Source organism: Paraburkholderia lebeckiae (genome assembly GCF_050436225.1).
Classification (GTDB): Bacteria; Pseudomonadota; Gammaproteobacteria; order Burkholderiales; family Burkholderiaceae; genus Paraburkholderia; species Paraburkholderia tuberum.
On the sequence record NZ_JBNDLU010000002.1, the window covers coordinates 1,169,612 to 1,191,313 of the forward strand.

Annotated in this window: 19 protein-coding genes, 5 tRNA genes and 1 pseudogene; 17 read left to right on the forward strand and 8 right to left on the reverse strand. The window is 64.0% G+C overall.

Annotated elements, in window-relative coordinates; genetic code table 11:
- The first annotated feature begins 14 nt into the window (after window positions 1–14).
- The 7 genes and pseudogenes from OKW45_RS20055 (at window position 15) to OKW45_RS20085 (ending at window position 2,644) form a co-directional block, all read left to right on the forward strand.
- A tRNA-Ala gene (locus tag OKW45_RS20055) sits at window positions 15–90 on the forward strand.
- 187 nt (window positions 91–277) lie between these two features.
- Window positions 278–353: transfer RNA gene (locus OKW45_RS20060), tRNA-Glu, on the forward strand.
- A 90-nt stretch (window positions 354–443) separates the two neighbouring features.
- Window positions 444–520 (forward strand) — tRNA-Asp (locus OKW45_RS20065).
- A 61-nt stretch (window positions 521–581) separates the two neighbouring features.
- A tRNA-Glu gene (locus tag OKW45_RS20070) sits at window positions 582–657 on the forward strand.
- A gap of 81 nt (window positions 658–738) precedes the next feature.
- Window positions 739–815 (forward strand) — tRNA-Asp (locus tag OKW45_RS20075).
- A 444-nt stretch (window positions 816–1,259) separates the two neighbouring features.
- Window positions 1,260–2,056 (forward strand): annotated as a pseudogene (locus OKW45_RS20080) (reverse transcriptase domain-containing protein); the annotation flags it as partial.
- A 123-nt stretch (window positions 2,057–2,179) separates the two neighbouring features.
- Window positions 2,180–2,644, forward strand: a complete 465-nt coding sequence (locus OKW45_RS20085; RefSeq protein WP_018417609.1) for a GNAT family N-acetyltransferase — start codon at window positions 2,180–2,182, stop codon at window positions 2,642–2,644.
- 48 nt (window positions 2,645–2,692) lie between these two features.
- Here OKW45_RS20085 and OKW45_RS20090 read toward each other — a convergent pair whose 3' ends face one another.
- Window positions 2,693–3,592: an AraC family transcriptional regulator gene (locus tag OKW45_RS20090; RefSeq protein ID WP_184004041.1), complete on the reverse strand. Its 900-nt coding sequence runs from the start codon at window positions 3,590–3,592 to the stop codon at window positions 2,693–2,695.
- 183 nt (window positions 3,593–3,775) lie between these two features.
- Between OKW45_RS20090 and OKW45_RS20095 the strand changes: the two genes are divergently transcribed.
- Window positions 3,776–4,177, forward strand: a complete 402-nt coding sequence (locus OKW45_RS20095; RefSeq protein ID WP_429470653.1) for a gamma-glutamylcyclotransferase family protein — start codon at window positions 3,776–3,778, stop codon at window positions 4,175–4,177.
- Between the two features lie 126 nt (window positions 4,178–4,303).
- On the opposite strand, the gene aceB is transcribed toward OKW45_RS20095, so the two are convergent.
- The gene (aceB, locus tag OKW45_RS20100; protein WP_429470655.1) at window positions 4,304–5,896 is read right to left on the reverse strand and encodes a malate synthase A; all 1,593 of its coding nucleotides are present in this window, start codon (window positions 5,894–5,896) and stop codon (window positions 4,304–4,306) included.
- 80 nt (window positions 5,897–5,976) lie between these two features.
- Window positions 5,977–6,783 (reverse strand): haloacid dehalogenase type II, encoded by an 807-nt coding sequence (locus OKW45_RS20105; RefSeq protein WP_429470657.1) that lies wholly within the window; start codon window positions 6,781–6,783, stop codon window positions 5,977–5,979.
- Window positions 6,784–6,934: 151 nt separating this feature from the next.
- On the opposite strand from OKW45_RS20105, the gene OKW45_RS20110 reads away from it, so the two are divergent.
- Both OKW45_RS20110 and OKW45_RS20115 read left to right on the forward strand, forming a co-directional pair.
- A complete protein-coding gene (locus OKW45_RS20110; protein WP_018417614.1) occupies window positions 6,935–7,837 on the forward strand; it encodes a LysR family transcriptional regulator in 903 nt (300 codons plus the stop codon).
- A gap of 127 nt (window positions 7,838–7,964) precedes the next feature.
- Window positions 7,965–8,399 (forward strand): universal stress protein, encoded by a 435-nt coding sequence (locus OKW45_RS20115; protein ID WP_018417615.1) that lies wholly within the window; start codon window positions 7,965–7,967, stop codon window positions 8,397–8,399.
- A 271-nt stretch (window positions 8,400–8,670) separates the two neighbouring features.
- On the opposite strand, the gene aceA is transcribed toward OKW45_RS20115, so the two are convergent.
- The 3 genes from aceA to OKW45_RS20130 form a co-directional block, all read right to left on the reverse strand.
- A complete protein-coding gene (aceA, locus tag OKW45_RS20120; RefSeq protein WP_429473322.1) occupies window positions 8,671–9,975 on the reverse strand; it encodes an isocitrate lyase in 1,305 nt (434 codons plus the stop codon).
- A 398-nt stretch (window positions 9,976–10,373) separates the two neighbouring features.
- The gene (locus tag OKW45_RS20125) at window positions 10,374–11,969 is read right to left on the reverse strand and encodes a DEAD/DEAH box helicase (protein WP_429470658.1); all 1,596 of its coding nucleotides are present in this window, start codon (window positions 11,967–11,969) and stop codon (window positions 10,374–10,376) included.
- A 501-nt stretch (window positions 11,970–12,470) separates the two neighbouring features.
- Window positions 12,471–12,740 (reverse strand): acyl-CoA-binding protein, encoded by a 270-nt coding sequence (locus tag OKW45_RS20130; RefSeq protein ID WP_018417619.1) that lies wholly within the window; start codon window positions 12,738–12,740, stop codon window positions 12,471–12,473.
- A 167-nt stretch (window positions 12,741–12,907) separates the two neighbouring features.
- Between OKW45_RS20130 and tsaB the strand changes: the two genes are divergently transcribed.
- From tsaB to OKW45_RS20150, 4 genes are read left to right on the forward strand one after another with little or no spacing between them, the layout of a single operon-like run.
- A complete protein-coding gene (gene tsaB, locus OKW45_RS20135) occupies window positions 12,908–13,744 on the forward strand; it encodes a tRNA (adenosine(37)-N6)-threonylcarbamoyltransferase complex dimerization subunit type 1 TsaB (protein WP_429470659.1) in 837 nt (278 codons plus the stop codon).
- Window positions 13,741–14,235 carry a ribosomal protein S18-alanine N-acetyltransferase gene (gene rimI, locus OKW45_RS20140; protein ID WP_018417621.1) on the forward strand — a complete coding sequence of 165 codons (495 nt, stop codon included), beginning with the start codon at window positions 13,741–13,743 and terminating at the stop codon, window positions 14,233–14,235. Before tsaB ends, rimI begins: the two co-directional genes overlap by 4 nt.
- Window positions 14,222–15,322 carry a uracil-DNA glycosylase gene (locus OKW45_RS20145; protein WP_429470661.1) on the forward strand — a complete coding sequence of 367 codons (1,101 nt, stop codon included), beginning with the start codon at window positions 14,222–14,224 and terminating at the stop codon, window positions 15,320–15,322. Before rimI ends, OKW45_RS20145 begins: the two co-directional genes overlap by 14 nt.
- A 2-nt stretch (window positions 15,323–15,324) precedes the next feature.
- Window positions 15,325–16,350 carry a DUF1853 family protein gene (locus OKW45_RS20150; protein ID WP_429473323.1) on the forward strand — a complete coding sequence of 342 codons (1,026 nt, stop codon included), beginning with the start codon at window positions 15,325–15,327 and terminating at the stop codon, window positions 16,348–16,350.
- 6 nt (window positions 16,351–16,356) lie between these two features.
- Here the strand turns inward: OKW45_RS20150 and thiD are convergent, their stop codons facing one another.
- Together thiD and lplT are read right to left on the reverse strand one after the other, a co-directional pair.
- On the reverse strand, window positions 16,357–17,163 hold the full coding sequence (thiD, locus tag OKW45_RS20155; protein WP_429470663.1) for a bifunctional hydroxymethylpyrimidine kinase/phosphomethylpyrimidine kinase: 807 nt from the start codon (window positions 17,161–17,163) through the stop codon (window positions 16,357–16,359).
- Between the two features lie 61 nt (window positions 17,164–17,224).
- Window positions 17,225–18,532 (reverse strand): lysophospholipid transporter LplT, encoded by a 1,308-nt coding sequence (gene lplT, locus OKW45_RS20160; RefSeq protein WP_429470664.1) that lies wholly within the window; start codon window positions 18,530–18,532, stop codon window positions 17,225–17,227.
- A gap of 218 nt (window positions 18,533–18,750) precedes the next feature.
- On the opposite strand from lplT, the gene alr reads away from it, so the two are divergent.
- The 3 genes from alr to OKW45_RS20175 all read left to right on the forward strand — a co-directional run bounded on the left by alr (window position 18,751) and on the right by OKW45_RS20175 (window position 21,634).
- Window positions 18,751–19,821, forward strand: coding sequence for an alanine racemase (alr, locus tag OKW45_RS20165; protein ID WP_018417626.1), 1,071 nt, complete (start codon window positions 18,751–18,753; stop codon window positions 19,819–19,821).
- A gap of 3 nt (window positions 19,822–19,824) precedes the next feature.
- Window positions 19,825–21,201 carry a DNA repair protein RadA gene (gene radA, locus OKW45_RS20170; protein WP_090800617.1) on the forward strand — a complete coding sequence of 459 codons (1,377 nt, stop codon included), beginning with the start codon at window positions 19,825–19,827 and terminating at the stop codon, window positions 21,199–21,201.
- A 154-nt stretch (window positions 21,202–21,355) separates the two neighbouring features.
- Window positions 21,356–21,634, forward strand: coding sequence for a DUF2866 domain-containing protein (locus OKW45_RS20175; RefSeq protein WP_018417628.1), 279 nt, complete (start codon window positions 21,356–21,358; stop codon window positions 21,632–21,634).
- Window positions 21,635–21,702 lie beyond the last annotated feature (68 nt).

Here is a 21,702-nt window from a genome sequence, read left to right on the forward strand (position 1 = left end):
TCTCTGATGTGCGCGGGGGTATAGCTCAGCTGGGAGAGCGCTTGCATGGCATGCAAGAGGTCAGCGGTTCGATCCCGCTTACCTCCACCAACAGAGCAGAGAGATTAAAGTGGTTAAGAAGTCTGATGGTTGTAGAAAAAAGACTTCACAAACCGCTGAAATGTAGTTAAAGTAGCGGTCTTCGCTTTTGACCAGAAGATAGCTTGGCGAATTAACTGAAAAGTTAGCGCGAGTTGATCAAGTCAAAAGCGAATTGAGACGGATCTGAAAAGATTTTGTCCCCTTCGTCTAGAGGCCTAGGACATCACCCTTTCACGGTGAGTACAGGGGTTCGAATCCCCTAGGGGACGCCAAACATCAGCGTCGCTTTGGTATTCAAGTAGTAGTAAAGCAGCGCAGCTTGCAGAGAATTAACCGACGCTCGCAAGCAGGGTGTAAAGACTGGAGTGGTAGTTCAGTCGGTTAGAATACCGGCCTGTCACGCCGGGGGTCGCGGGTTCGAGTCCCGTCCACTCCGCCAGACAAAGCCCGTTCACACATACTTGAACGGGCTTTTTCATTAAAGGTGTAAGCAGTACGTTGTCCCCTTCGTCTAGAGGCCTAGGACATCACCCTTTCACGGTGAGTACAGGGGTTCGAATCCCCTAGGGGACGCCAGAACATCGGCATCGTTCGGTTGGAAGTTTGAACGGTGCAGCAAGCTGAGAGTATGGCATCGCAGGCTGCGGTGCAAAATCTGGAGCGGTAGTTCAGTTGGTTAGAATACCGGCCTGTCACGCCGGGGGTCGCGGGTTCGAGCCCCGTCCGCTCCGCCAGAATTGAGAAAGCCCACTTCGCAAGAAGCGGGCTTTTTTTTATTGTGCGCCCAGCATGGGCGCACTCCTGCGGGTGCAAGTTCCGCCATAAGCTGGTCACAGCGAATGAAGTGAAGCTCAACTGTATGAGGGCGGCCGAATGTGGGAAGGAAGCGTGGAGCGAAAATAGCGAGCCGATGAACATGAACTGCATAGAAGGCGTTGTCAAGCACGGCGGGCGAGCAATAGATCGCGAAGCTCTCGTGACCAAGGCGAAGCGGCGTAAATGCGGCGGCTGTGCGATGAAGGAGTGCGCTCGTACCTTGGGAGATTTCGCCTCATGCCTGAAAGGGCGACGGCGTCGAGCCGGAGCTAGAAGTCAGCAGAGGCCGTAGTAGTCGCAGGACAGATCGGTGAGACTGAAGCTGGTGATGAAGGGCCGAACGGGAGGGAGTGTCCAGCGCCATGTCGATGCGACAGGAATTGCGTCAGATGCCCGCGCAAGCCGGGCGATCGGAGGCACGCACGGTGAAGCTGCGCCTATTTCCGTGAGCGACGAAGCCTGTTGCCCGCGCCATGAATCCGGGCACACAGGGTCACCGCTGTCATCGCTGCTGGTAGCGGCGTTGACGAAAGAGAACCTGAAGCACGCGTTTAAACGGGTACGGGCCAACAAGGGAACCGCTGGGCGTGGACCGTCTGGACATTGACCAGACGTCGCGCGATCTGGTGACAGCGTGGCCCGCGATCCGTGAACAGTTTTGCTGAAGGGGACGTACCGGCCCAGTCCGGTAGGGCGGCTGATGATGCCGAAACCGGACGGAGGTGAGCGCGAGCCTGGCATCCCGACGGTAACGGACCGGCTGATGCAGCAGGCGCTGCAGCAGGTGCTGCAGCCGGTTCTGGGACCCTTCCTTCAACGAGCACAGCTGCGGCTTCCGGCCCGGACGGCGTGCGCACGATGCGGTGCTTGCCGCGCAGTCGTACGTGTAGTCGGGCCGGTGAATCGTGGTGGACGTTGATCTGGAGAAGTTCTTCGACCGGGTCAACCACGACATCCTGATTGACCGTCTACAGAAACGAATTGGGGAGGCCAGCGCGATCCGGCTGATCCGCCGTTGCTGGCTAACGTGTTGCTCGACGAGGTGGACAAGGAACTGGAACGGCGCGGCCACTGCTTCGTGCGCTGTGCCGACGATGCGAACGTGTATGTCCGCAGCCGTCGTCGTGCTGGTGAGCGGATGATGGCGCCTGCACATAGGACCGCAACCGCTCCGTTTCTACTGCCGTTGCCGGCCGCCTCCCGGAAGGCTCGGGACAAACAGCCATTGCCAGCGCGCGCGGCCTGTTTTACCGTTTATCCGACTTATCCTCGCGGTCCTGCCATGTTCGATCCCACCGAAGCTCCGTCACCGTTTCACCTGCGCACGGCCAGCATGGACGATTTCGAGTTTGCCGAGGCGCTGACCCGCAATAACATGGGCGGTTACTATCGCCGGCATCATCTGGTGTGGCGCAGCGATCTGTTTCTCGGCAGTTGGCGTGAATCGGAGAATTTCATTCTCGAAGTGGATGGCGTGCCGATGGGCGTGCTGCGTATCACCGAGGAGGGTGATTCGCTGCATATCCGCGACGTGCAGATCGCCGAAGGATATCGTCGGCTTGGCGCCGGTACGTTTCTGCTCGACATCTCGCATCAATGGGCGCGCGAGCGCGGGCTGCGCGAGTTGCAGTTGCGCGTGTTCGTCGACAATCCGGCGGCGCGGCTCTATCAGCGCAAGGGCTATAAGCTCGCCGGGCCGCGGCTCGCGCAGCTAGGCGCAATCCGTCATCTGGCGCGGCGGGTTTGAGGCGGGGCTCCGCGTTGATGGCCGACGCGCACCGCTAGTTGTCGCCATTCACCGCTCGGCGACGTCCGTCGAACCGGCTTGATCCTGTGCCGTTTCATCATCCGCTTGGGCGTCATCATGCTCGCCGTTGCTCGCGCGATGCTCGGCGCCTCGCTCGATAAACGCGCGCGGACTCGCGCCGAACGCACGCCGGAACATCGCGGAGAAGGCGCTCTGGCTCTGATAGCCCAGTTCCTGCGCGACGTGCGACAGCGGCCGTCCCTGGCTCAACAATGGAATGGCGCGCGCGAGAATCGCCTGCTGACGCCACTGCGAAAAACTCACACCCAGCTCCTGGCGAAACAGCCGCGCGATCGTGCGCGTGCTCGCGCCCACCGTCGATGCCCACTGCTCGAGCGACTCGCCATGCATCGGGTCGGCGATCACGGCCTCGCACAGCGCGCGCAGGCGCTTTTCGCTGGGCATCGGCACGGACAGCGGCAACGGCTCCGAGCGCGTCAGTTCATCGAGCGCGAGCGCGCCGAGCAGCTGCTCGCGCGCGGCGGACAGGCCAGGCGTATCGAGCGCGGCAATCACCTCGCGCAACAGGTTCGATACTTCGACGACGCGCGGCGTATCGAGCCCGGCCGGCACCGTACTCTCGGTGATGTACAGCGTGCGCAGGAACGCATCCTCGACGGCGACCACTTCGTGCGTCACATGCGGCGGCAACCAGATTGCGCGCGATGGCGGCACCATCCATGTCGTGCCCGTCGTTGCGACCCGCAGCACGCCGCGCGACGCATACGCGACCTGCGCCCAGGCATGCGTATGACGCGCGATATGCCAGCCCGCCGGCATGGGCCGCGAGCGCACGCGGATCGGATGCATGTCGTTCGGCGCGAACTCGGGCGGTATGTCGGCGAAACGCACGCGGCTCGACAGGTCGGAGTCGGTGGGCGAAGTCATGGCAAGGTCGGTTGGGATCACGGAGCAGCAAAGGCGAAGCGCGCTCGAGGCCATTCTCCGCCGCGGGCATCAAGCATTGTAGGGCGTGCCCAGTTTTCTGTTGCCGACGGGCCGCCGTTGCATAATGTCCCGATGGCCCCCCGAGCCACCGACATCACCTCTGACCATGGAGACTCAACGACGATGCAGACCGTCTTTGTCTACGGCACGCTGCGTGCCGGTGAAACCAACGACATCAGCGAAGCCGCCGCCCGCAACGAGATCCCCGCACCGAGCCTGCTCGGCAGTACCACCGTGCGCGGCCATCTGTTCGATTTTGGCGACTATCCGGGTCTCGTCGTCGACGAAACGGGCATCGAAGTGCGCGGCGACGTCTATGAAATCGACGATGCGCTCGTCGCGGTGCTCGACGAAATCGAAGCCGTGTATCCGGGCGTCGAGAATCGTTTTCTGGCACGTGAGGTGATGGTCAAAGTGGACGGCAACGTCGTGAATTGCCGCTTCTATCCGGTCGCGCCGAGCGCGGTAAGAGGGCTGCCCGAGATCCGTTCAGGAGATTGGGTCGAACATCGGCGCACGCGCTGAGCTGGTCCACGAAGGCGAGCAAAAAAACGGCGCGCCACGTATGTCCGCGGCGTGCCGTCGTTCAAGCGGATGCGATCACCTGGCTCGAGCAGGCCCAAGGCGCTCGAGCCCGCATCGTCAACACCATCAAATCTCTTCGTAAAGCGGCAGCGTCAGAAAATCGGTGAACTGCTCCGCGGTCGACATCTGCTCGAAGATCTGCGCGGCACGCTCATACGGCTTCGTATCTCCGCCCACCGTCTGTTTGACCTTGTCGAGCTCTTGCGCCGCGAGCTCGCGCACCAGTTCGACCGTCACCTTGCGACCGTCGTCGAGTTTGCCCTTCGGCGAGCGGATCCACTGCCAGACCTGCGAGCGCGAAATCTCGGCGGTGGCCGCATCTTCCATCAGGTTGTGAATCGGCACACAGCCATTGCCCGCGAGCCACGAACCGAGGTAGTGAATGCCGACGTTGATGTTGTTGCGCAAGCCCGCTTCGGTGATCGGCGTTTCCGGGCGGAAGTCGAGCAAGTCGGTCGCGGTCACGAGCACGTCGACGCGCTGCTTGCCGATCTGGTTCGGCTGGTCGCCGAGCACCTTGACGAACTCTTCCATCGCGACCGGCACGAGGCCGGGGTGCGCGACCCAGCCGCCGTCGTAGCCGTCGCCCGCGTCGCGCGCCTTGTCTGAACGCACGCCGGCCATTGCCTTGTCGTTAGCGGCCGCATCGTTCTTGATCGGAATCAGCGCGCTCATGCCGCCGATCGCCGGCGCATTGCGGCGATGGCAGGTCTTCAGCAGCAGCAACGCGTACGCGCGCATGAACGGCGAAGTCATCGTGATCTGCGAGCGATCGGCAAGGCAGAAGTCGCGGTCGCTCTTGAACTTCTTGATCGCCGAGAAGATGTAGTCCCAGCGGCCCGCGTTCAGGCCCGAGCTATGTTCGCGCAGTTCGTACAGGATCTCGTCCATTTCGAACGCGGCGACGATCGTCTCGATCAGCACCGTCGCGCGAATCGTGCCGCGCGGCACGCCGACCGCTTCCTGCGCGGCGACGAAGATGTCGTTCCACAGCCGCGCTTCGAGATGGCTCTCCATCTTCGGCAGATAGAAGTACGGGCCCGAGCCGCGCGCGATCAACTCCTTCGCGTTGTGCACCATGTACAGCGCGAAATCGAAGATGCCACCCGACACGCGCTGGCCGTCGACCTTCACGTGCTTCTCGTCGAGATGCCAGCCGCGCGGACGTACGATCAGCGTCGCGGTCCTGTCGTTGAGCCGGTACGACTTGCCGTTTTGTTCGAGCGAGATCGTGCGGCGCACCGCGTCCTTCAGATTGATATGACCGGTGATCTGATTGTCCCAGCTCGGCGCATTCGAATCCTCGAAGTCGGTCATGTAGGAGTCGGCGCCCGAATTGAGCGCGTTGATGATCATCTTGCGCTCGACGGGGCCGGTGATCTCGACGCGCCGGCACTGCAGATCCTGCGGCAGCGGCGCGATCTTCCAGTCGCCTTCGCGCACGCTCTTCGTGGCGGCGAGGAAGTCAGGCCGCTCGCCTGCGTCGAGCCGGTTCGCGCGCTCGACGCGCGCCTGCAGCAACTGCTGACGGCGCGGCTCGAACGTACGGTGCAAGGCCGCGACGAGTTCCAGCGCTTCGCGGGTGAGGATCGCTTCAAAGCCGGGCTTGATGTCGCCGGTGATTTCCATGCCTTGCGGCAACGACAGCGGATTAGCCATGTTTTCTCCTTGGTCGGTCAGATTGCAAAAATGCGAAGGTTGAGAAGGGGGAAGTGGATTGCCGAATGCGAGGGGCGCCGTCATACGCGCGGGCCGGCGCGCTTGCGACTGCCACTTTCAGGAACTTTCGTTTGACGGCCGCCGCTCGAGCGTGACGACGTCGCGAGTGTGTGCAGAAAGTCCAGCAGATCGTTCATGCCGCCGCCGGTGCCATGCGGCGTCACGCCGAGTTCTTCGACGGGCAGGTTCTGCCGGTTCAGCCAGAATGTCGTGAAGCCGAACCATGTCGCGCCCGCGACGTCCCAGCCGTTCGACGACACGAACACGATCTCGCGCGCGGCCACGCCGAACGCGTCGGGGCCGAGCGCATACGCGGCCGGCGAGGGTTTGTACGCGCGCACGGCGTCGACCGACAGCACGTGATCGAAGAGGGCGTTCATGCCGGCGCTCTTGACCGCGATGTCGAGCATTTGCGGATTGCCGTTTGACAGAATCGCGAGCCCCACGCGTGGCCCGGCGGCGGCCTCGCGCAACGCGCGCAGCACGGGCACCGCGTCGGGAAACGCGGACAGGCACGCGTATTCGTCCATTAGCCGCTTTTCGGCCGCGCGGCCCAGCGTGAGCTGCAGTCTTTTCGCGGCGAAGCGCAGCGCGTCGAGCGTGATGTCCCAGAACGGGCGGTAGTGTTCGCCGGGGGCGTCGCTGCGCGCGGCGAGCGTGCGCAATTGCGTGTATTCGATCTGCTTCTGGCGCCACAGCTGCGACAGCGCGTCGCCGTGGCTGGGGAACAGTTGCTCCGCGGCGGCGATCACCGAATGCACGTCAAACAACGTGCCGTAGGCGTCGAAAATCACTGCTCGCGGGGAAGGTGTCGTTGTGGCCGACATTGCCATGCGCTCCTGTCAGAGGTCGGAATCGATTGTATTGCTGACCTTAGGTGCTAAAAAATAGGCTAAAGATCACTTGATCTTTTACTTTTTCGTGCCTAATCTGACGCGCACTGCTCACTTTTCCGGCTCGCCGCGGCGCGTATCGTTCATGGACCGTTTCAAGCAGATCGAGACCTTCGCCACTGTCGCGGCCAAAGGGAGCCTGTCCGCGGCGGCGCTCGCCGAGGGCGTCGCGCCCGCGATCATCGGCCGGCGCATCGACGCACTGGAGGAGCGCCTCGGTGTGAAGCTGCTCGTGCGCACGACGCGCAAGATCACGCTGACCTTCGAAGGCTCGGCCTTTCTCGAAGACTGCCAGCGCATTCTTCACGACATGCAGAACGCCGAGGCGAGCGTGTCGGCGGGCGGCGTGAAGGCGAGCGGCCATCTCCGGCTGTCGGCACCGGCCGGCTTCGGGCGCCGGCACGTGGCGCCACTGGTGCCCGCGTTCACGGTCGCGCATCCGGACGTGTCGATCACGCTCGATCTGTCCGACCGCCTCGTCGACCTCGTCAACGAAGGCTTCGATTGCGCGGTGCGGCTCGGCGAGTTGCCCGATTCGTCGCTGGTGTCGCTGAAGCTCGCGGAGAACCGGCGCGTATGCGTCGCGTCGCCCGCGTATCTGAGCCGGCGCGGCGCGCCGCACAGCCTGGCCGATCTCGCGCGTCACAACTGCCTCGCGCTCGCCGCCAGCGCGAACCAGCAGCGCGGCTGGATGTTTCAGCACGATGGCAAGGTCGTGTCGATCAAAGTGTCCGGCACGATGGAGTGCTCGGACGGCGCGGTGCTGCACGAATGGTGTCTCGCCGGACACGGGCTCGCGTGGCGCTCGTGGTGGGAGGTCGGCGCGGAGATGGCGACAGGCCGCCTCGTCAGCGTGCTCGACGAATTCGCCGCGCCGCCGATCGGCATCCACGCGGTGTTCCCGCAGCGCCGTCATCTGCCGCTGCGGGTGCGGCTGTTTCTGGACTTTCTCAAGCATACGTACGGCGAACCCGGTTACTGGGACTGATGCGCCAATCTCCAGACAGACGCGAATACCCGCATTCATACGCATTACAATCGTTTCGAGCAGCCTGCACCCTGGGCTTTGTTGGACGCTGACGCCGTGCTGCGCGCAGCCGGCGACGGAGGGGAACATGTTCAGGCACATCCTGGTTCCGACCGATGGTTCAGATCTGTCACGCAAGGCGATAGCGGGCGCGATCGACCTCGCGCAGGCCGTGGGCGCCCGCGTTACCGCATACGCCTGTCTGCCGCAATATCCGTACTCGCCGTTCTCCGATGTCGTGGTCGAACCGCCCGGCGAGTTCCTGCGACGCAGCGAGCGCGAGGCGCGTGTGCATCTGCGCGAAGTCGAGCATGCGGCGCACCGCGTCGGCGTCAGTGTCGAGAGCCGCACGAGCGTGCATCCGGCGCCGTATCTCGGCATCATCGAAGCGGCCGAGCAGGGGCGCTGCGACGTGATCTTCATGGCATCGCATGGGCGGCGCGGGCTCGGCAGCCTGCTGATCGGCAGTGAAACGCAGCGCGTGCTCACGCATACGAAAATTCCTGTGATCGTCTATCGCTGAATCGCTTGGCACTGCCGGCCGCGTGCCGGCATGCACCGCCCTCGAAAAAAAAACGCGCCGGCGGCGCTGCCGGCGCGTTCAGGTTCGCCGCACGCTTGCCGCGCGCTGGCTTTTTTCAGACTTTCCGGCCGTCGGCATTCGCGCTGACGCTCTCGCCAATTCGGGACGGCACGGCCCTCCGTGCGTCGGCGGCAATCTGGTGGTGCCGCTCGACGTTTGCCGATCGTTCCTGCGCTCAGGCCACGGGACTGCATAACCCGACTGGCTGATCTCAGGCGACCTTCTTGTCGAAGAACTGCTCGTTTTCCGTCGAACCGTGCAGCGCGGTCGTCGATGCTTCGCGCTCGACCGTCTGCGTGACGGCGTCGAAGTAGCCGGTGCCGACTTCGCGCTGATGCTTGACCGCGGTGAAGCCCTTTTCGGCCGCCGCGAACTCCGCCTGCTGCATTTCGACGAACGCGGTCATCTGGTTGCGCGCATAGCCGTACGCGAGGTTGAACATCGAGTAGTTCAGCGCGTGGAAGCCGGCCAGCGTGATGAACTGGAACTTGTAGCCCATCGCGCCGAGTTCGCGCTGGAACTTCGCGATCGTCGCGTCGTCGAGGTTCTTCTTCCAGTTGAACGACGGCGAGCAGTTGTACGACAGCAGCTGCTCCGGGTATTCCTTGTGGATCGCGTCGGCGAATTTCTTCGCGAACTCGAGGTCCGGCTTGCCGGTTTCGCACCAGATCATGTCGGCGTACGGCGCATAGGCGAGGCCGCGCGAGATTGCCTGGTCGAGACCGGGCTTCGTGCGGTAGAAGCCTTCGACGGTACGCTCGCCGGTCAGGAACGGGCGGTCGTTGTCGTCGATGTCCGAGGTCACGAGGTCGGCGGCTTCCGCGTCGGTGCGGGCGAGCAGCACGGTCGGCACGCCCGACACATCGGCGGCCAGACGCGCGGCGGTCAGCTTCGCGACGGCTTCGCGGGTCGGCACGAGCACCTTGCCACCCATGTGACCGCACTTCTTGACCGATGCGAGCTGGTCTTCGAAGTGCACGCCGGACGCGCCCGCTTCGATCATCGCCTTCATCAGTTCGAACGCGTTCAGTACGCCGCCGAAACCGGCTTCCGCGTCGGCCACGATCGGTGCGAAGTAATCGACGTAGCCTTCGTCGCCCGGGTTCTTGCCTTCTGACCACTGGATCTGGTCGGCGCGCGTCAGCGTGTTGTTGATGCGCTTGACGACGAGCGGCACCGAGTTGGCCGGATACAGCGACTGGTCCGGGTACATTTCACCGGCGACGTTGGCATCGCCCGCGACCTGCCAGCCTGACAGATAGATTGCCTTCAGACCAGCTTTCACCTGCTGCATCGCCTGGTTGCCGGTCAGCGCGCCAAGCGAGTTGACGAACGGCTCGTTGTTGACGGCGGCCCACAGCTTTTCCGCGCCGCGCTTCGCGAGCGTGTGCTCGGGTTGCACCGAGCCGCGCAGACGCACCACGTCTTCGGCCGAGTAGGTGCGCTTGACACCTTTCCAACGCGGGTCCGCTTCCCATTGCTGCTTGAGTTGCTGCACTTGCTGTTCGCGGGTCATGGTCATGATGTGCTCCTTCGATGCCAGTTATGGAGGATGGGTGACTCTGTCTTCTCGAAGCGGCGGGCCCGGAGAGGCGTTCTGTTTCGTGAAGTCTTATATAAGAGTCTAGGCAAATCGAAGGACGCGCCATAGACGCCGCAATGTGTTTTTTCAATATATATTTCTGTATGAAATCAATGGCTTGACGTCTGCGTTTCGCGATAAGAAACGATATTTTCCCTGTTGCAATAGTCCTTCTTGTGCTTTGCAGCATGACTTTTTACGACGCAAAAAAATTTTTTACATCGTGAAATTTGGGTCGGGCAGTCGATAGACGAAAAAAAACCGGCGCCCGAGCGCCGGTTTTCTTTTTGTGTCACGGACGGCGCGAAGCCATCCGGTCGGTCAGGTCGCTATTAGCTGCCGCGACGTGCCGAACGGGGACCGTCGTTGCGGCGCGCGCCGTAGCCGTCACGCGAACCACCGCCGAAGCCTTCGCGCGAGCCACCGCCGAAGCCTTCGCGCGAACCGCCGGCCGACTTGTTGCCCCAGCCGCCGCCGTTGCCATTGCCACTGCCATTGCCATTACCGCTGCGCGAGCCGCCGTAGCCGCCCGGCTTGCCCGAGCCGCTGCCGAAGCGACGGCCGTTACCAGCCGGACGACCACGGCCGCCGAAGCCAGGACGGCCACTGCCCGAAGACGGGGCCTTGCGCGGCTCGAAGCCTTCGACGACGTTGACCGGCAGCGGCGTGCGCACGAAGCGCTCGATACGCTTCAACGCGCCCTGTTCGGCGTGATGCACGAGGCTCACCGCGATACCCGAGCGGCCCGCGCGGCCGGTACGGCCGATACGGTGCACGTAGTCTTCGGCGAACTTCGGCAGGTCATAGTTGAACACGTGCGTGATGCCGGGGATGTCGATACCGCGAGCGGCGACGTCGGTCGCAACCAGCACGCGCACGCGGCGCTCGCGCAGTGCGCGGATCGTGCGGTTACGCGCGCCTTGCGGCAGATCGCCGTGCAGCGCGGCCGATTCGAAGCCGGCATCGGCCAGACGGCCCGCCAGCTGGTCGGCGTCCAACTTGGTGGCCGTGAAGACGATGGCCTGGTCGAGGCCGTCGTCACGCAGCAGATGGTCGAGCAGACGGTCCTTGTGATCGCGGTCGTCGACGTAGTGGACGGTTTGCGCGATGTTGGTGCGTTGTTCCAGGCGCTGGACGATCTCGATCCGCTCCGGGTCCTTCAACAGACGGCCAGTCAGCGAGCCGATCTTACCGTCGAGCGTGGCCGAGAACAGCATGGTCTGACGCGTAGCCGGCGTTTCGGCGACGATCGTGTCGATGTCGTCGATGAAGCCCATGTCGAGCATGCGGTCCGCTTCGTCTAGCACGAGGATCTGCAGTTGCGACAGATCGATGCGGCCGCGCTCGAGGTGGTCGATCAGACGGCCCGGCGTCGCGACGAGGATTTCAGGGTTCTTCGCGAGCAGCATCAGCTGCTGGCCATAAGCGACGCCGCCGAGAATGCTGACGGTGCGCAGGCGCTTCAGGTGCTTACCATACGTTGCTGCGGCGGTCGTGACCTGCATCGCGAGCTCACGGGTCGGGGTCAGCACCAGCATGGTCGGACGTGCGATCGGCTGCGGACGGCGGCCGCGGCCACCGTCGGCCGGGCGCGGTTCGCGCGGCTGGCTCGCCTGCGTCTTTTGCAACTGCGAGAAACGCTCGATGGCGGGCAGCATGAATGCGGCAGTCTTGCCCGAACCGGTCGGGCTCGAAACCAGCAGGTCGCGGCCGGCGATAGCTGCCGGCACCGCGCGTTGCTGCACCGGCGTCGGGTGCTCGTAGCCGGCGGCGGTCAGCGCGGAGACGACGTCCGCGGACAGGCCGAGCGACGCGAAGGTCGGCTTGGCGTCAGCCTGCGCGACGGCTTCGGGAGCGGCGGGCGTAAGACCGAGTGCTTCGTCGGCGACGGCGTTCAACGGGCTGCTGGGGGTGTGGCTCAAAGTCATTTGAATCCTTGAAAACGATCCTGGGTGGTTCATCGGATGAAAACGTCAACGCCAATCGGCATACCCAAGTCGTCGGATTCAGCGAGCAAAAAAGCAGCGAGCAAATCGAAAAACGGGGGCAACTCGCGACCGTGAAGGCGAGTTTTTCGTTAGAAGCTGTATCGGATGCGACGTGCCAACATGGCGAGTCGCCAGCCTGGGACTTGAGCCCGTAGGGGGCTAGGCAGAAGGGGACAGGTTCTAAACTGGATTGGAGCAAACGCTATGGACGCTGCGCCGCGAGGACCGCTGGAAAAAACGGGCAAAGCAGTGAAGCGCAGGCGGCATTATAGCGACATTTGCTGCACTGCGCCACCATTCAGGCAGTTCCGACAGAAGAAAGTGCCGGAATGAAGTAGGCGAGTGAGGGCGGCGGCCCGGAGCTTCGGGTCCGAAATCGCCGCGAGGCGGTCGCAGAATTGCCAGACGGTCATTTCGACAGATGATTGGCGCGCCGGAAACTCAGGCCGCGGCGCCGCTCTTCAGCGATTCGACGAGTTCGATGTATTGCTGCTTCGCAGCGTCCTGCGCGGTGCCCTTGAGCGCCGCCCACGCATCGTACTTGTATTTGCCGACAATGTCGGTGAAGCCCGGCTTGTCGCCGTGCACGTCGCCTTCGCTCGCCTGCTTGAAGAGCGCATAGAGACGCAGCAGCGTCAGATTGCCCGGACGCTCGGGCAATTGCTTGACGTCTTGCTGGGCTTGCTCGAACTGGGAATTGATGTCGGTCATGGTCGTTTGGCCCGCGTGGCGGGATAGATGAGATCGGCCGAAAATCATACCAATTGCCTGCCGCCGTGGGGCCGAGGGCTTATTCCAAACGGTGGCGGCCGCGAAGCCTGGCAGCGCGGCCGCGCAATCCACCATTCACGCGCACCGCGCCGATTACAATACGGTCCATGACTCAAACAGTGCTTCTTGCCCTCGATACATCGACCGAGTTCTGCTCGGTGGCGCTCGTGTCCGCGTCCGTCGATGCCGCCGGTCAGCTCAGCGCCGAACCGCGCGTCTGGGTTCGTCACGAACAAACCGGCGCGGTGTCCAGTACCCGCCTGCTGCCGGCGATTCGCGAACTGTTCGACGAAGCCGGCCTCACGCTGGCGGATTGCGACGCGATCGCGTTCGGCTCGGGTCCGGGTTCGTTCACCGGACTGCGTACGGCGACCGGCGTGGCCCAAGGCCTTGCGTTCGGCCTGAAGCTGCCGGTCGTACCGATCGGCACGCTGCTCGCGTGCGCGGAGAGCGCCCGCCTGCGCGATCCGTCGACGACGCGCGTGCTTGCCGCGCTCGACGCGCGCATGGACGAAATCTACTGGGCCGACTATGCGTGGGACGACACGCAACACGAATGGCGCACCGTGCAGACGGCGACGCTCGATGCACCCGAGCGGCTCGTGCTGCCCGACGTGCCGTTCATACTCGCCGGCAACGCGGCCGCCGCGTTCGGCGAGCGGTTGCCGGCGGTCGCGGCCGCGCGGAGCGTCGATGGCGAAGCGTTGCCGCATGCTTTGCCGCTCGCGTACGCGGCGCTGCGCGCGTTTCATGCGGGCCGCACGGTGCGCGCCGATCAGGCCGCACCCGAGTACGTGCGCGACAAGGTCGCGCAGACGACCGCAGAGCGCATGGCCGACAAAGCGGCGAAATCAGCTAAAGCGGCTCATAGCGCCGAGCAGTCCGCGCAGCACGCGCCCGATGGCGGCTCAGGCCAACCGTCCCACGACGAGGCGCGCCCATGAGCGGCGTGCTGCTCACGGACCGCTACATGTCGCCGATGACCGAAAGCGACCTGGACGAAGTCGCCGCGATCGAGAAGCTCGCGTATGAGTTTCCGTGGAGCCGCGGCAACTTCGGCGACTCGCTGCGCAATGGCTATTTCGGCGTCTGTCTGCGTCACGTGACGGGGACGTTGATCGGCTACTGCGTGCTGATGCCAGTCGTCGATGAAATGCATCTGCTGAATCTATGCGTCACGCCGCAAGCACAAGGCGCCGGCGCAGGTCTCGCGCTGCTGCGCGAGGCGGTGCGCATCACGCACGCGGAGAGGCTCGAGGGGCTGCTGCTCGAAGTGCGGCCGTCGAATCATCGGGCGATCCGGTTGTATGAGCGCTTCGGCTTCGCGTCGATCGGCCGGCGCAAAAATTATTATCCGGCGCGGCATCGCGGCCGGGAGGACGCGATCGTGATGCGTCTGTCGTTAGCCACGGAGGGCGCAGATGGCGCTGCATGAATCGGTGCTCGAAGAATTCGGACTCGCGCCGTTGTGGGTGCGTCGCGGTCTCGCGGCGCGCGAGGAGGCCGGGCGGAGTGATGCAATTGCGGCGCAAACGCCCAGCGATCGACGTGCGCCGGTGCGCGACGACGCGGCTATGGCGGATGACGCAACTCAGCCGTCTTGCGAGCCCGCGACGCTGAAGCAAGCGGAGGAGCCGTTGCAGTCGCTGCGGGAACACGCAGACGACGTGCGTCGCGCGGAGCCTGTGACGCAGACCTCGCGCGAACCGCTGCGGGCGTCCGCAGAGGTGCAGCCGCCGCAAGCGCAGAGCGAATCCACTGCGCGCTTCGACGAAACTTCAGCGCGGCGCGAAACATCGCAACCGCAAACTGACTTTTCAGTCCCGGCGACTTTCGACGCCCCTTCCGAGGACGACTTCGCGTGGTTCGACGATCCAGCCGCATCGGCCCCCGCGCCCGCCGAAGCGCGCCGCGACGCGCCGGCGCTGCCGTCTATCCACACACTCGACTGGGACGCGCTCGCCGAGCGCGTCGCCGGATGCGAGGCGTGCCGGCTGTGCGAGAAGCGCACGAACACGGTGTTCGGCGTCGGCGATCGCGAGGCCGACTGGATGCTGATCGGCGAAGCGCCCGGCGAGAACGAGGACCGTCAAGGCGAACCGTTCGTTGGCCAGGCCGGCAAGCTGCTCGACAACATGCTGCACTCGCTCGCGCTCGCGCGCGGCACCAACGTGTATATCGCGAACGTGATCAAGTGCCGGCCGCCTGGCAATCGCAATCCGCAGCCGGACGAAGTCGCGCGTTGTGAGCCTTATTTACAGCGCCAGGTGTCGCTCGTGAAGCCGAAGCTGATCGTCGCGCTCGGCCGTTTCGCCGCGCAAAGTCTGCTCAAGACCGACGCGAGCATTTCGTCCATGCGCGGCCGCGTGCACACGTACGAGGGCGTACCGGTGATCGTCACCTATCACCCGGCCTATCTGCTGCGTAGCCTGCCCGACAAGGCCAAGGCCTGGGCGGATCTGTGCCTCGCGCGTACCACGTGGCTCGCGAACGGCGGCGTGCCGTCGAACGAATCAAAGTGACGATGCCCGAGGGACCGGCGGCGCGCATGCCCGCCGCGTCTGTCAGCCGCGCGGCGCTTCTCGATACCTTGCTGGGTTTGCGTGGCGATGCTTCAGTCGATGCGCTGCGCGATCCCGCTGTCCGCGATCTCGCGTGGCTGCTGCTCAGTCCCGATCTGTTGCGCCCTCAGCTTCCCACAGGCGCGCTCGCCGATCCTTTCGGCACACCGCGGGAATTGCGGGCCACGCTCGACTGGCTGCGCGCGCTCGACGCCGCGCCGGCACTTCTGCGTCAGGATCTCGCGGCAACGCGTATTACGCGCCTTGGCCGCTACGCCGAACGCCTGCTGGGCTTTTTCCTTCGTCATGGACCGGCGACGCAACTGATCGCAGCGGGTGTGCCGCTACGACATGCGGGTCTCACGCTCGGTGAATGCGATTTCCTCGTGCGCACGCGCCAAGGCGCGCGACGGCATTGGGAACTCGCGGTGAAGTGCTATCTGCATGCGGGCGATGCGAATGGGGCAGAGGCGGCGCGTCTCGCCGATTATGTCGGCCCCAATCTGAAAGACCGCTTCGATCTGAAGCTCGCGCATTTGCTCGCTCATCAGTTGCCGCTCAGCGCGCGCGAGGAATTTGCCTCGACGGGCTATGCGGGCGCGTGGACGCCGCAGATGTTCGTCAAAGGCTGGCTGTTTTACCGGCATGGCGAGAGGCCCACCGATCCTGCCGAACTCGATCCCGCGCACGGTCGCGGCTGGTGGGTCACGCATCGCGACTGGCCGGGTTTCGCGTGCGCGCATGCGCACAGGTGGCGAGTGTTGCCGCGGCTCGAATGGCTCGCGCCGCAATATCGAACGCAAGCCGGTGCGGACGACACGCGGTACGCCGACGCAAACACGCTCGCCGCGCAGATCTCACCGCAACATGGCCCGACGATGGTCGCCGGATTCATCGAAGACAACACGGGGCGAGTACTTGAACGCTCGCGCGGTTTTATCGTGCCCGACGACTGGCCCGAGCACGCGCGGCGTTACGCGAAGCAATGACGTCGCTCACCACCACCGATGAAAGTGATGCACCGGCCCCACGCCGTGGCCGACGTCGAGCCGCTCGCTCGCCTGCAACGCACCCGTCAGATAAACCTTCGCATCGGCGACCGCGCTAGCGAGATCGTCGCGCTGCGCAATCAAGGCCGCGATCGCCGACGACAACGTGCAGCCCGTTCCGTGCGTGTTCTTCACCGGCACGCGCGGACCGCCGAGACGCAACGTGCCGCTTTCCTGCACGAGCCAGTCGGGGCTATCGGTCGCGCTCAGATGGCCGCCCTTCATCAGCACCGCGCGCGCGCCGAGCGCGCGCAACGCTTCGCCTTGCTCGACCATGCCGGCTTCGTCGTCGGCGAGTTGCATGCCCAGCAATGCGGCCGCTTCCGGTAGATTCGGCGTCAGCAGGTCGGCGAGCGGCAGCAGTTCGTCGCGTACCACCGCGACCGCATCGGGTAGTAATAGCGCGTGATTGCTCTTCGAGATCATCACCGTGTCGAGCACGATGTGTTTGGGCTGGTGACGGCGCAGCGCGTCGGCGACCGCACGCGCGATCGGCGCATTCGCGAGCATGCCGATCTTCACCGCGTCGATGCGGATGTCGTCGAACACCGCGTCGAGCTGCGCGGTGACGAAGCCCGGGTCCGGCGCGTGTATCGCGGTCACGCCGCGCGTGTTCTGCGCGGTCAGCGCGGTGATCACGCTCGCGCCATAGGCGCCGAGCGCGGAGAAGGTCTTCAGATCGGCCTGGATGCCGGCGCCGCCGCCGGAGTCGGAACCGGCGATCGTCAGCACATTGGGAATCGATTGAGTCATGGTCGAGCGAGGAAGAAGGAGGGCGCGCTCGTGTATGTCGCGGCCGGCCCGGCGCAGCCGATCAGTGCTTGGCTTCGCCGATCAGCGCGACCGAATCGAAGGCGCGCTGGTTCGCCTGATGGCGTCGCATCACGAGCCACATCATCAGGCAGACGAAGGTGCCGAACAGCACGATCACGACGGTGACCGGCACGTCGAGCCACACGAGCACCGCGTACAGGCACAGCATCACGAGCACGGACAGATTCTCGTTGAAGTTCTGCACGGCGATCGAATGGCCCGCCGACAGCAGCACGTGCCCGCGATGCTGTAGCAGCGCATTCATCGGCACGACGAAAAAGCCCGACAGGCCGCCCACGAACATCAGGAAGATATACGCGAAAATCAGATAGCCCGACACGTGCATGCGGCCAAAATACACGCCCCAGTGCGGGGGAAACAGATCGCGCGTGTAGAACGCCATCAGCATCACGGAGATACCCATCATGATGCCGACCGGCAATACCGACAGCGACTTCTTCAACGGCACACGCGAAGCCGCGAAAATCGCGCCGAACGCGACGCCAACCGCGACCACCGCCTGCAGGATCGCCGCCTCGGACAGCGACATGCCCAGCGACACCTCGGCCCACTTCAGCACGATGAATTGCAGCGTCGCGCCCGCACCCCAGAACAGCGTCGTCACGGCGAGTGAAATCTGTCCGAGCTTGTCACGCCACAGCACGAGAAAGCAGTCGGCGAAATCGGTGATCAGGCGGATCGGCCCGTGCTCCTGTCGCGGATAGCGCGCGCCGGTGTCGGGAATGCGCAGATTGAACAGCGCGGCGATCACGTAAATGGCCATGATCACGAGCATCGCGCCTTCCGCGGGCGTGTTGACGGTGGGGACGTGCCATTTGAGAATCGGCGCGGCGATATGCGGGCTGATCAGCGCGCCGCCGAGCACCGTGCCGAGAATGATCGAGCCGACCGTGGTGCCTTCGATCCAGCCGTTCGCGGCAACGAGCCGGTCAGGCGGCAACAGTTCGGTGAGAATGCCGTATTTGGCGGGCGAGTAGGCCGCCGCGCCGAACCCGACGATGCCGTACGCAATCAGCGGATGCGCGCCGACCAGCATCGTTATGCAGCCAACCACCTTGATCGTATTGGTGATGAACATCACGCGTCCTTTCGGACGGGAATCGGCGAATGCGCCCACGAAGGCGGCAAGAACGACGTATGACAGCACGAAAAACAGCTTGAGCAGCGGCGTCATCCAGTTCGGAGCGTGAAGATCTTTCAACAGTGCGATAGCAGCGATCAGAAGCGCATTGTCGGCCAGCGACGAAAAAAACTGCGCGGCCATGATGGTGTAAAAACCTTTTTTCATCTGATGCGATGCTGTCCTCGCTGCGGTCTGTCCGCCCCGGCCGTTTGTCATGCGTGCGGGCTTATGCCGATCGAAATGGGTTGTGCGCACGGCTTTATATCATGAAAATAGCTGAATTCGGACTAGCAGAATCCTTGATCGCACCGCCCAGCGGGCCGCCGAGCGCTGAAAACGCCCAGTAAGCCGCTGATTCGCAAGTGTCTTTACGAAAAAATCCCATGCCGCGCCCCCTTTCCGCCACGATTCATACCGCTGCTCTCGCCAATAACCTCGCTGTCGCGCGGCGCTATGCGCCGAAATCGAAAATCTGGGCCGTTGTCAAGGCTAATGCCTATGGGCATGGCCTCGCGCGCGTGTTTCCCGGTTTGCGCGCTACGGACGGCTTTGGGTTGCTGGACCTCGAAGAAGCGGTGAAGTTGCGTGAATTGGGCTGGGCGGGCCCAATTCTTCTGCTGGAAGGCTTTTTTCGGCCGACCGATATCGACGTAATCGACCGCTACAGTCTGACCACGGCGCTGCATTCGGACGAGCAGCTGCGCATGCTCGAAATGGCGCGTCTGTCGAAACCGGTCAATATCCAGTTGAAGATGAACACCGGCATGAACCGGCTCGGCTACACGGTCGAAAAATTCCGTGCCGCGTGGGAACGTGCGCGCGCCTGTCAGGGTGTCGGCCAGATCACGTTGATGACGCATTTTTCCGATGCCGATGCCGAGCGCGGCATCGCGCATCAGATGGAGGCGTTCCAGCGTGGCGCGCAGGGCATCGCTGGTGCGCGCAGTCTGTCAAATTCGGCCGCGACGCTGTGGCATCCGGAAGCGCATTTCGACTGGGTGCGTCCGGGCATCATCCTGTACGGCGCGTCGCCGTCCGGCGTGACGGCCGCGATCGACGGCACGGGTCTGCAGCCCGCGATGACGCTCGCGTCGGAACTGATCGCCGTGCAGACGCTCAGCGAAGGCAGCTCGGTCGGCTATGGGTCGAGGTTCACTGCGCGCGGTCCGATGCGCATCGGCGTGGTCGCGTGCGGTTACGCGGACGGCTATCCGCGCGTCGCGCCGGAAGGCACGCCGGTGATCGTCGATGGCGTGCGCACACGGGTCGTTGGACGTGTGTCGATGGACATGCTGACCGTCGACCTGACCCCGGTGCCGACCGCCAACGTCGGCTCGCGCGTGGAATTGTGGGGCACCGCGCTGCCCATCGACGACGTCGCGCAAGCCTGCGGTACGATCGGCTACGAGCTGATGTGCGCGGTCGCGCCGCGTGTGCCGGTTCGGGCGGAGTAACGCGTGGCGAAAGCGAAGACGTTGTACATCTGCGGGGAATGCGGCGGACAGTCGCCGAAGTGGTCCGGTCAATGCCCGTCCTGCCAGACGTGGAACACGCTCGTAGAATCGGTCGCGGAGGCGCCGTCCGGTCACCGTTTCCAGTCGCTCGCGAAGAGCACGCCGGTACGGCGCCTCGCCGACATCGACGCGTCGGACGTGCCGCGCTTTTCCACCGGTGTCGGCGAATTCGACCGCGTGCTCGGCGGCGGCCTCGTGCCGGGCGGCGTGGTGCTGATTGGCGGCGATCCGGGCATCGGTAAATCGACGCTGTTGTTGCAATCGCTCGCGGAAATCGCGGCGGACAAACGCGCGCTCTATATCAGCGGCGAAGAATCTGGCGCGCAGATCGCGTTGCGCGCGCAACGGCTGGCGTTGCTCGAACCCGGCTCGAAGGCGAGCGAGCTGCAATTGCTCGCAGAAATCCAGCTCGAAAAAATTCAGGCGACGATCACGGAGCAACGGCCTGAAGTCGCCGTGATCGATTCGATCCAGACTGTCTATTCGGATGCTTTGACATCGGCGCCGGGCTCGGTCGCGCAGGTGCGCGAGTGCGCGGCGCAACTCACGCGCATCGCCAAGCAGTCGGGCACGACGATCATCATGGTCGGGCACGTGACTAAAGAGGGCGCGCTCGCGGGTCCGCGCGTGCTCGAACATATCGTCGATACGGTGCTGTATTTCGAGGGGGATACGCACTCGTCGTACCGTCTCGTGCGCGCGATCAAGAACCGTTTCGGCGCGGTCAACGAGCTCGGCGTGTTCGCGATGACCGAGCGTGGTTTGCGCGGCGTCGCGAATCCGTCGGCATTGTTTTTATCGCAGCACGAGCAGTCGGTGCCGGGCTCATGTGTGCTCGTCACGCAGGAAGGCACGCGGCCGTTGCTCGTCGAAGTGCAGGCGCTCGTCGATGCGGCCAACGCGCCAAATCCGCGACGCCTGGCGGTCGGTCTCGAACAGAACCGGCTCGCGATGCTGCTCGCGGTGCTGCATCGGCACGCGGGCATCGCCTGTTTCGATCAGGACGTGTTCCTGAACGCGGTGGGCGGGGTGAAGATCTCCGAGCCCGCCGCCGACCTCGCGGTATTGCTCGCGATCCATTCGTCGATGCGCAACAAGCCGCTGCCGAAGGGGCTCGTCGTATTCGGCGAAGTGGGCCTCGCCGGCGAAATCCGGCCGTCGCCGCGCGGTCAGGAGCGCCTGAAGGAAGCAGCCAAACTCGGCTTCTCGGTGGCGGTGATTCCGAAGGCCAATGCGCCGAAACAGCCAATCGAAGGCTTACAGGTCGTTGCGGTCGAACGGATCGAACAGGCCATCGACCGCGTCCGCACGCTCGAATAGACGGGGGCGAGGACGGCTCGCCAGTATTTTGTACGCTTGCGGTCCCGTAATGCCCGGTAAATATCTTCATATTGGCTGTAACCTGGCCGCCATACCATTTTTCTAAGCTGTAACGATATGCATCCCTTCTGATGCTCGAAAAAAGGATCGCGCCTTGAAACAGTCTCGTGAAACCGCTGCCGACCATCACATTCTGGTGCGCGGCTGCCGGATCTCCGCACCGATTCATCAGCCGTGGGGCGGCGCTTGCCGGATCGTCGAGTGGATCGACACCGCGGGCCAGATCTCGCGGCGGGTGGTGGCCGAAGACGTAACGGCCGCCGAAGTGCGTGCCACGATTAGCCGCCATGTGGAAGGCCGCAAGCACCTGCTGTACGACGACGAAAAGTCGCCGCGGCAAACACTGCCGAGGCAGACGCCGACGCGGCGTTGATGGCGGCGGGTTTTTCGATTGCCCGGGCCTTGATCTTCATTGCGCCCGCCCGCGTCGCGGCTGCGCCA

Coding starts and splice junctions, on each gene's coding strand:
- OKW45_RS20130 (WP_018417619.1), bottom strand. CDS start 12,740: ATGACCGACATCAATTCCCAGTTCGAGCAAGCCCAGCAAGACGTCAAG.
- OKW45_RS20145 (WP_429470661.1), top strand. CDS start 14,222: ATGGCGCTGCATGAATCGGTGCTCGAAGAATTCGGACTCGCGCCGTTG.
- aceB (WP_429470655.1), bottom strand. CDS start 5,896: ATGGCTAATCCGCTGTCGTTGCCGCAAGGCATGGAAATCACCGGCGAC.
- lplT (WP_429470664.1), bottom strand. CDS start 18,532: ATGAAAAAAGGTTTTTACACCATCATGGCCGCGCAGTTTTTTTCGTCG.
- aceA (WP_429473322.1), bottom strand. CDS start 9,975: ATGACCCGCGAACAGCAAGTGCAGCAACTCAAGCAGCAATGGGAAGCG.
- OKW45_RS20085 (WP_018417609.1), top strand. CDS start 2,180: ATGTTCGATCCCACCGAAGCTCCGTCACCGTTTCACCTGCGCACGGCC.
- alr (WP_018417626.1), top strand. CDS start 18,751: ATGCCGCGCCCCCTTTCCGCCACGATTCATACCGCTGCTCTCGCCAAT.
- OKW45_RS20090 (WP_184004041.1), bottom strand. CDS start 3,592: ATGACTTCGCCCACCGACTCCGACCTGTCGAGCCGCGTGCGTTTCGCC.
- tsaB (WP_429470659.1), top strand. CDS start 12,908: ATGACTCAAACAGTGCTTCTTGCCCTCGATACATCGACCGAGTTCTGC.
- OKW45_RS20110 (WP_018417614.1), top strand. CDS start 6,935: ATGGACCGTTTCAAGCAGATCGAGACCTTCGCCACTGTCGCGGCCAAA.
- rimI (WP_018417621.1), top strand. CDS start 13,741: ATGAGCGGCGTGCTGCTCACGGACCGCTACATGTCGCCGATGACCGAA.
- OKW45_RS20115 (WP_018417615.1), top strand. CDS start 7,965: ATGTTCAGGCACATCCTGGTTCCGACCGATGGTTCAGATCTGTCACGC.
- OKW45_RS20095 (WP_429470653.1), top strand. CDS start 3,776: ATGCAGACCGTCTTTGTCTACGGCACGCTGCGTGCCGGTGAAACCAAC.
- OKW45_RS20125 (WP_429470658.1), bottom strand. CDS start 11,969: ATGACTTTGAGCCACACCCCCAGCAGCCCGTTGAACGCCGTCGCCGAC.
- thiD (WP_429470663.1), bottom strand. CDS start 17,163: ATGACTCAATCGATTCCCAATGTGCTGACGATCGCCGGTTCCGACTCC.
- OKW45_RS20105 (WP_429470657.1), bottom strand. CDS start 6,783: ATGTCGGCCACAACGACACCTTCCCCGCGAGCAGTGATTTTCGACGCC.
- OKW45_RS20150 (WP_429473323.1), top strand. CDS start 15,325: ATGCCCGAGGGACCGGCGGCGCGCATGCCCGCCGCGTCTGTCAGCCGC.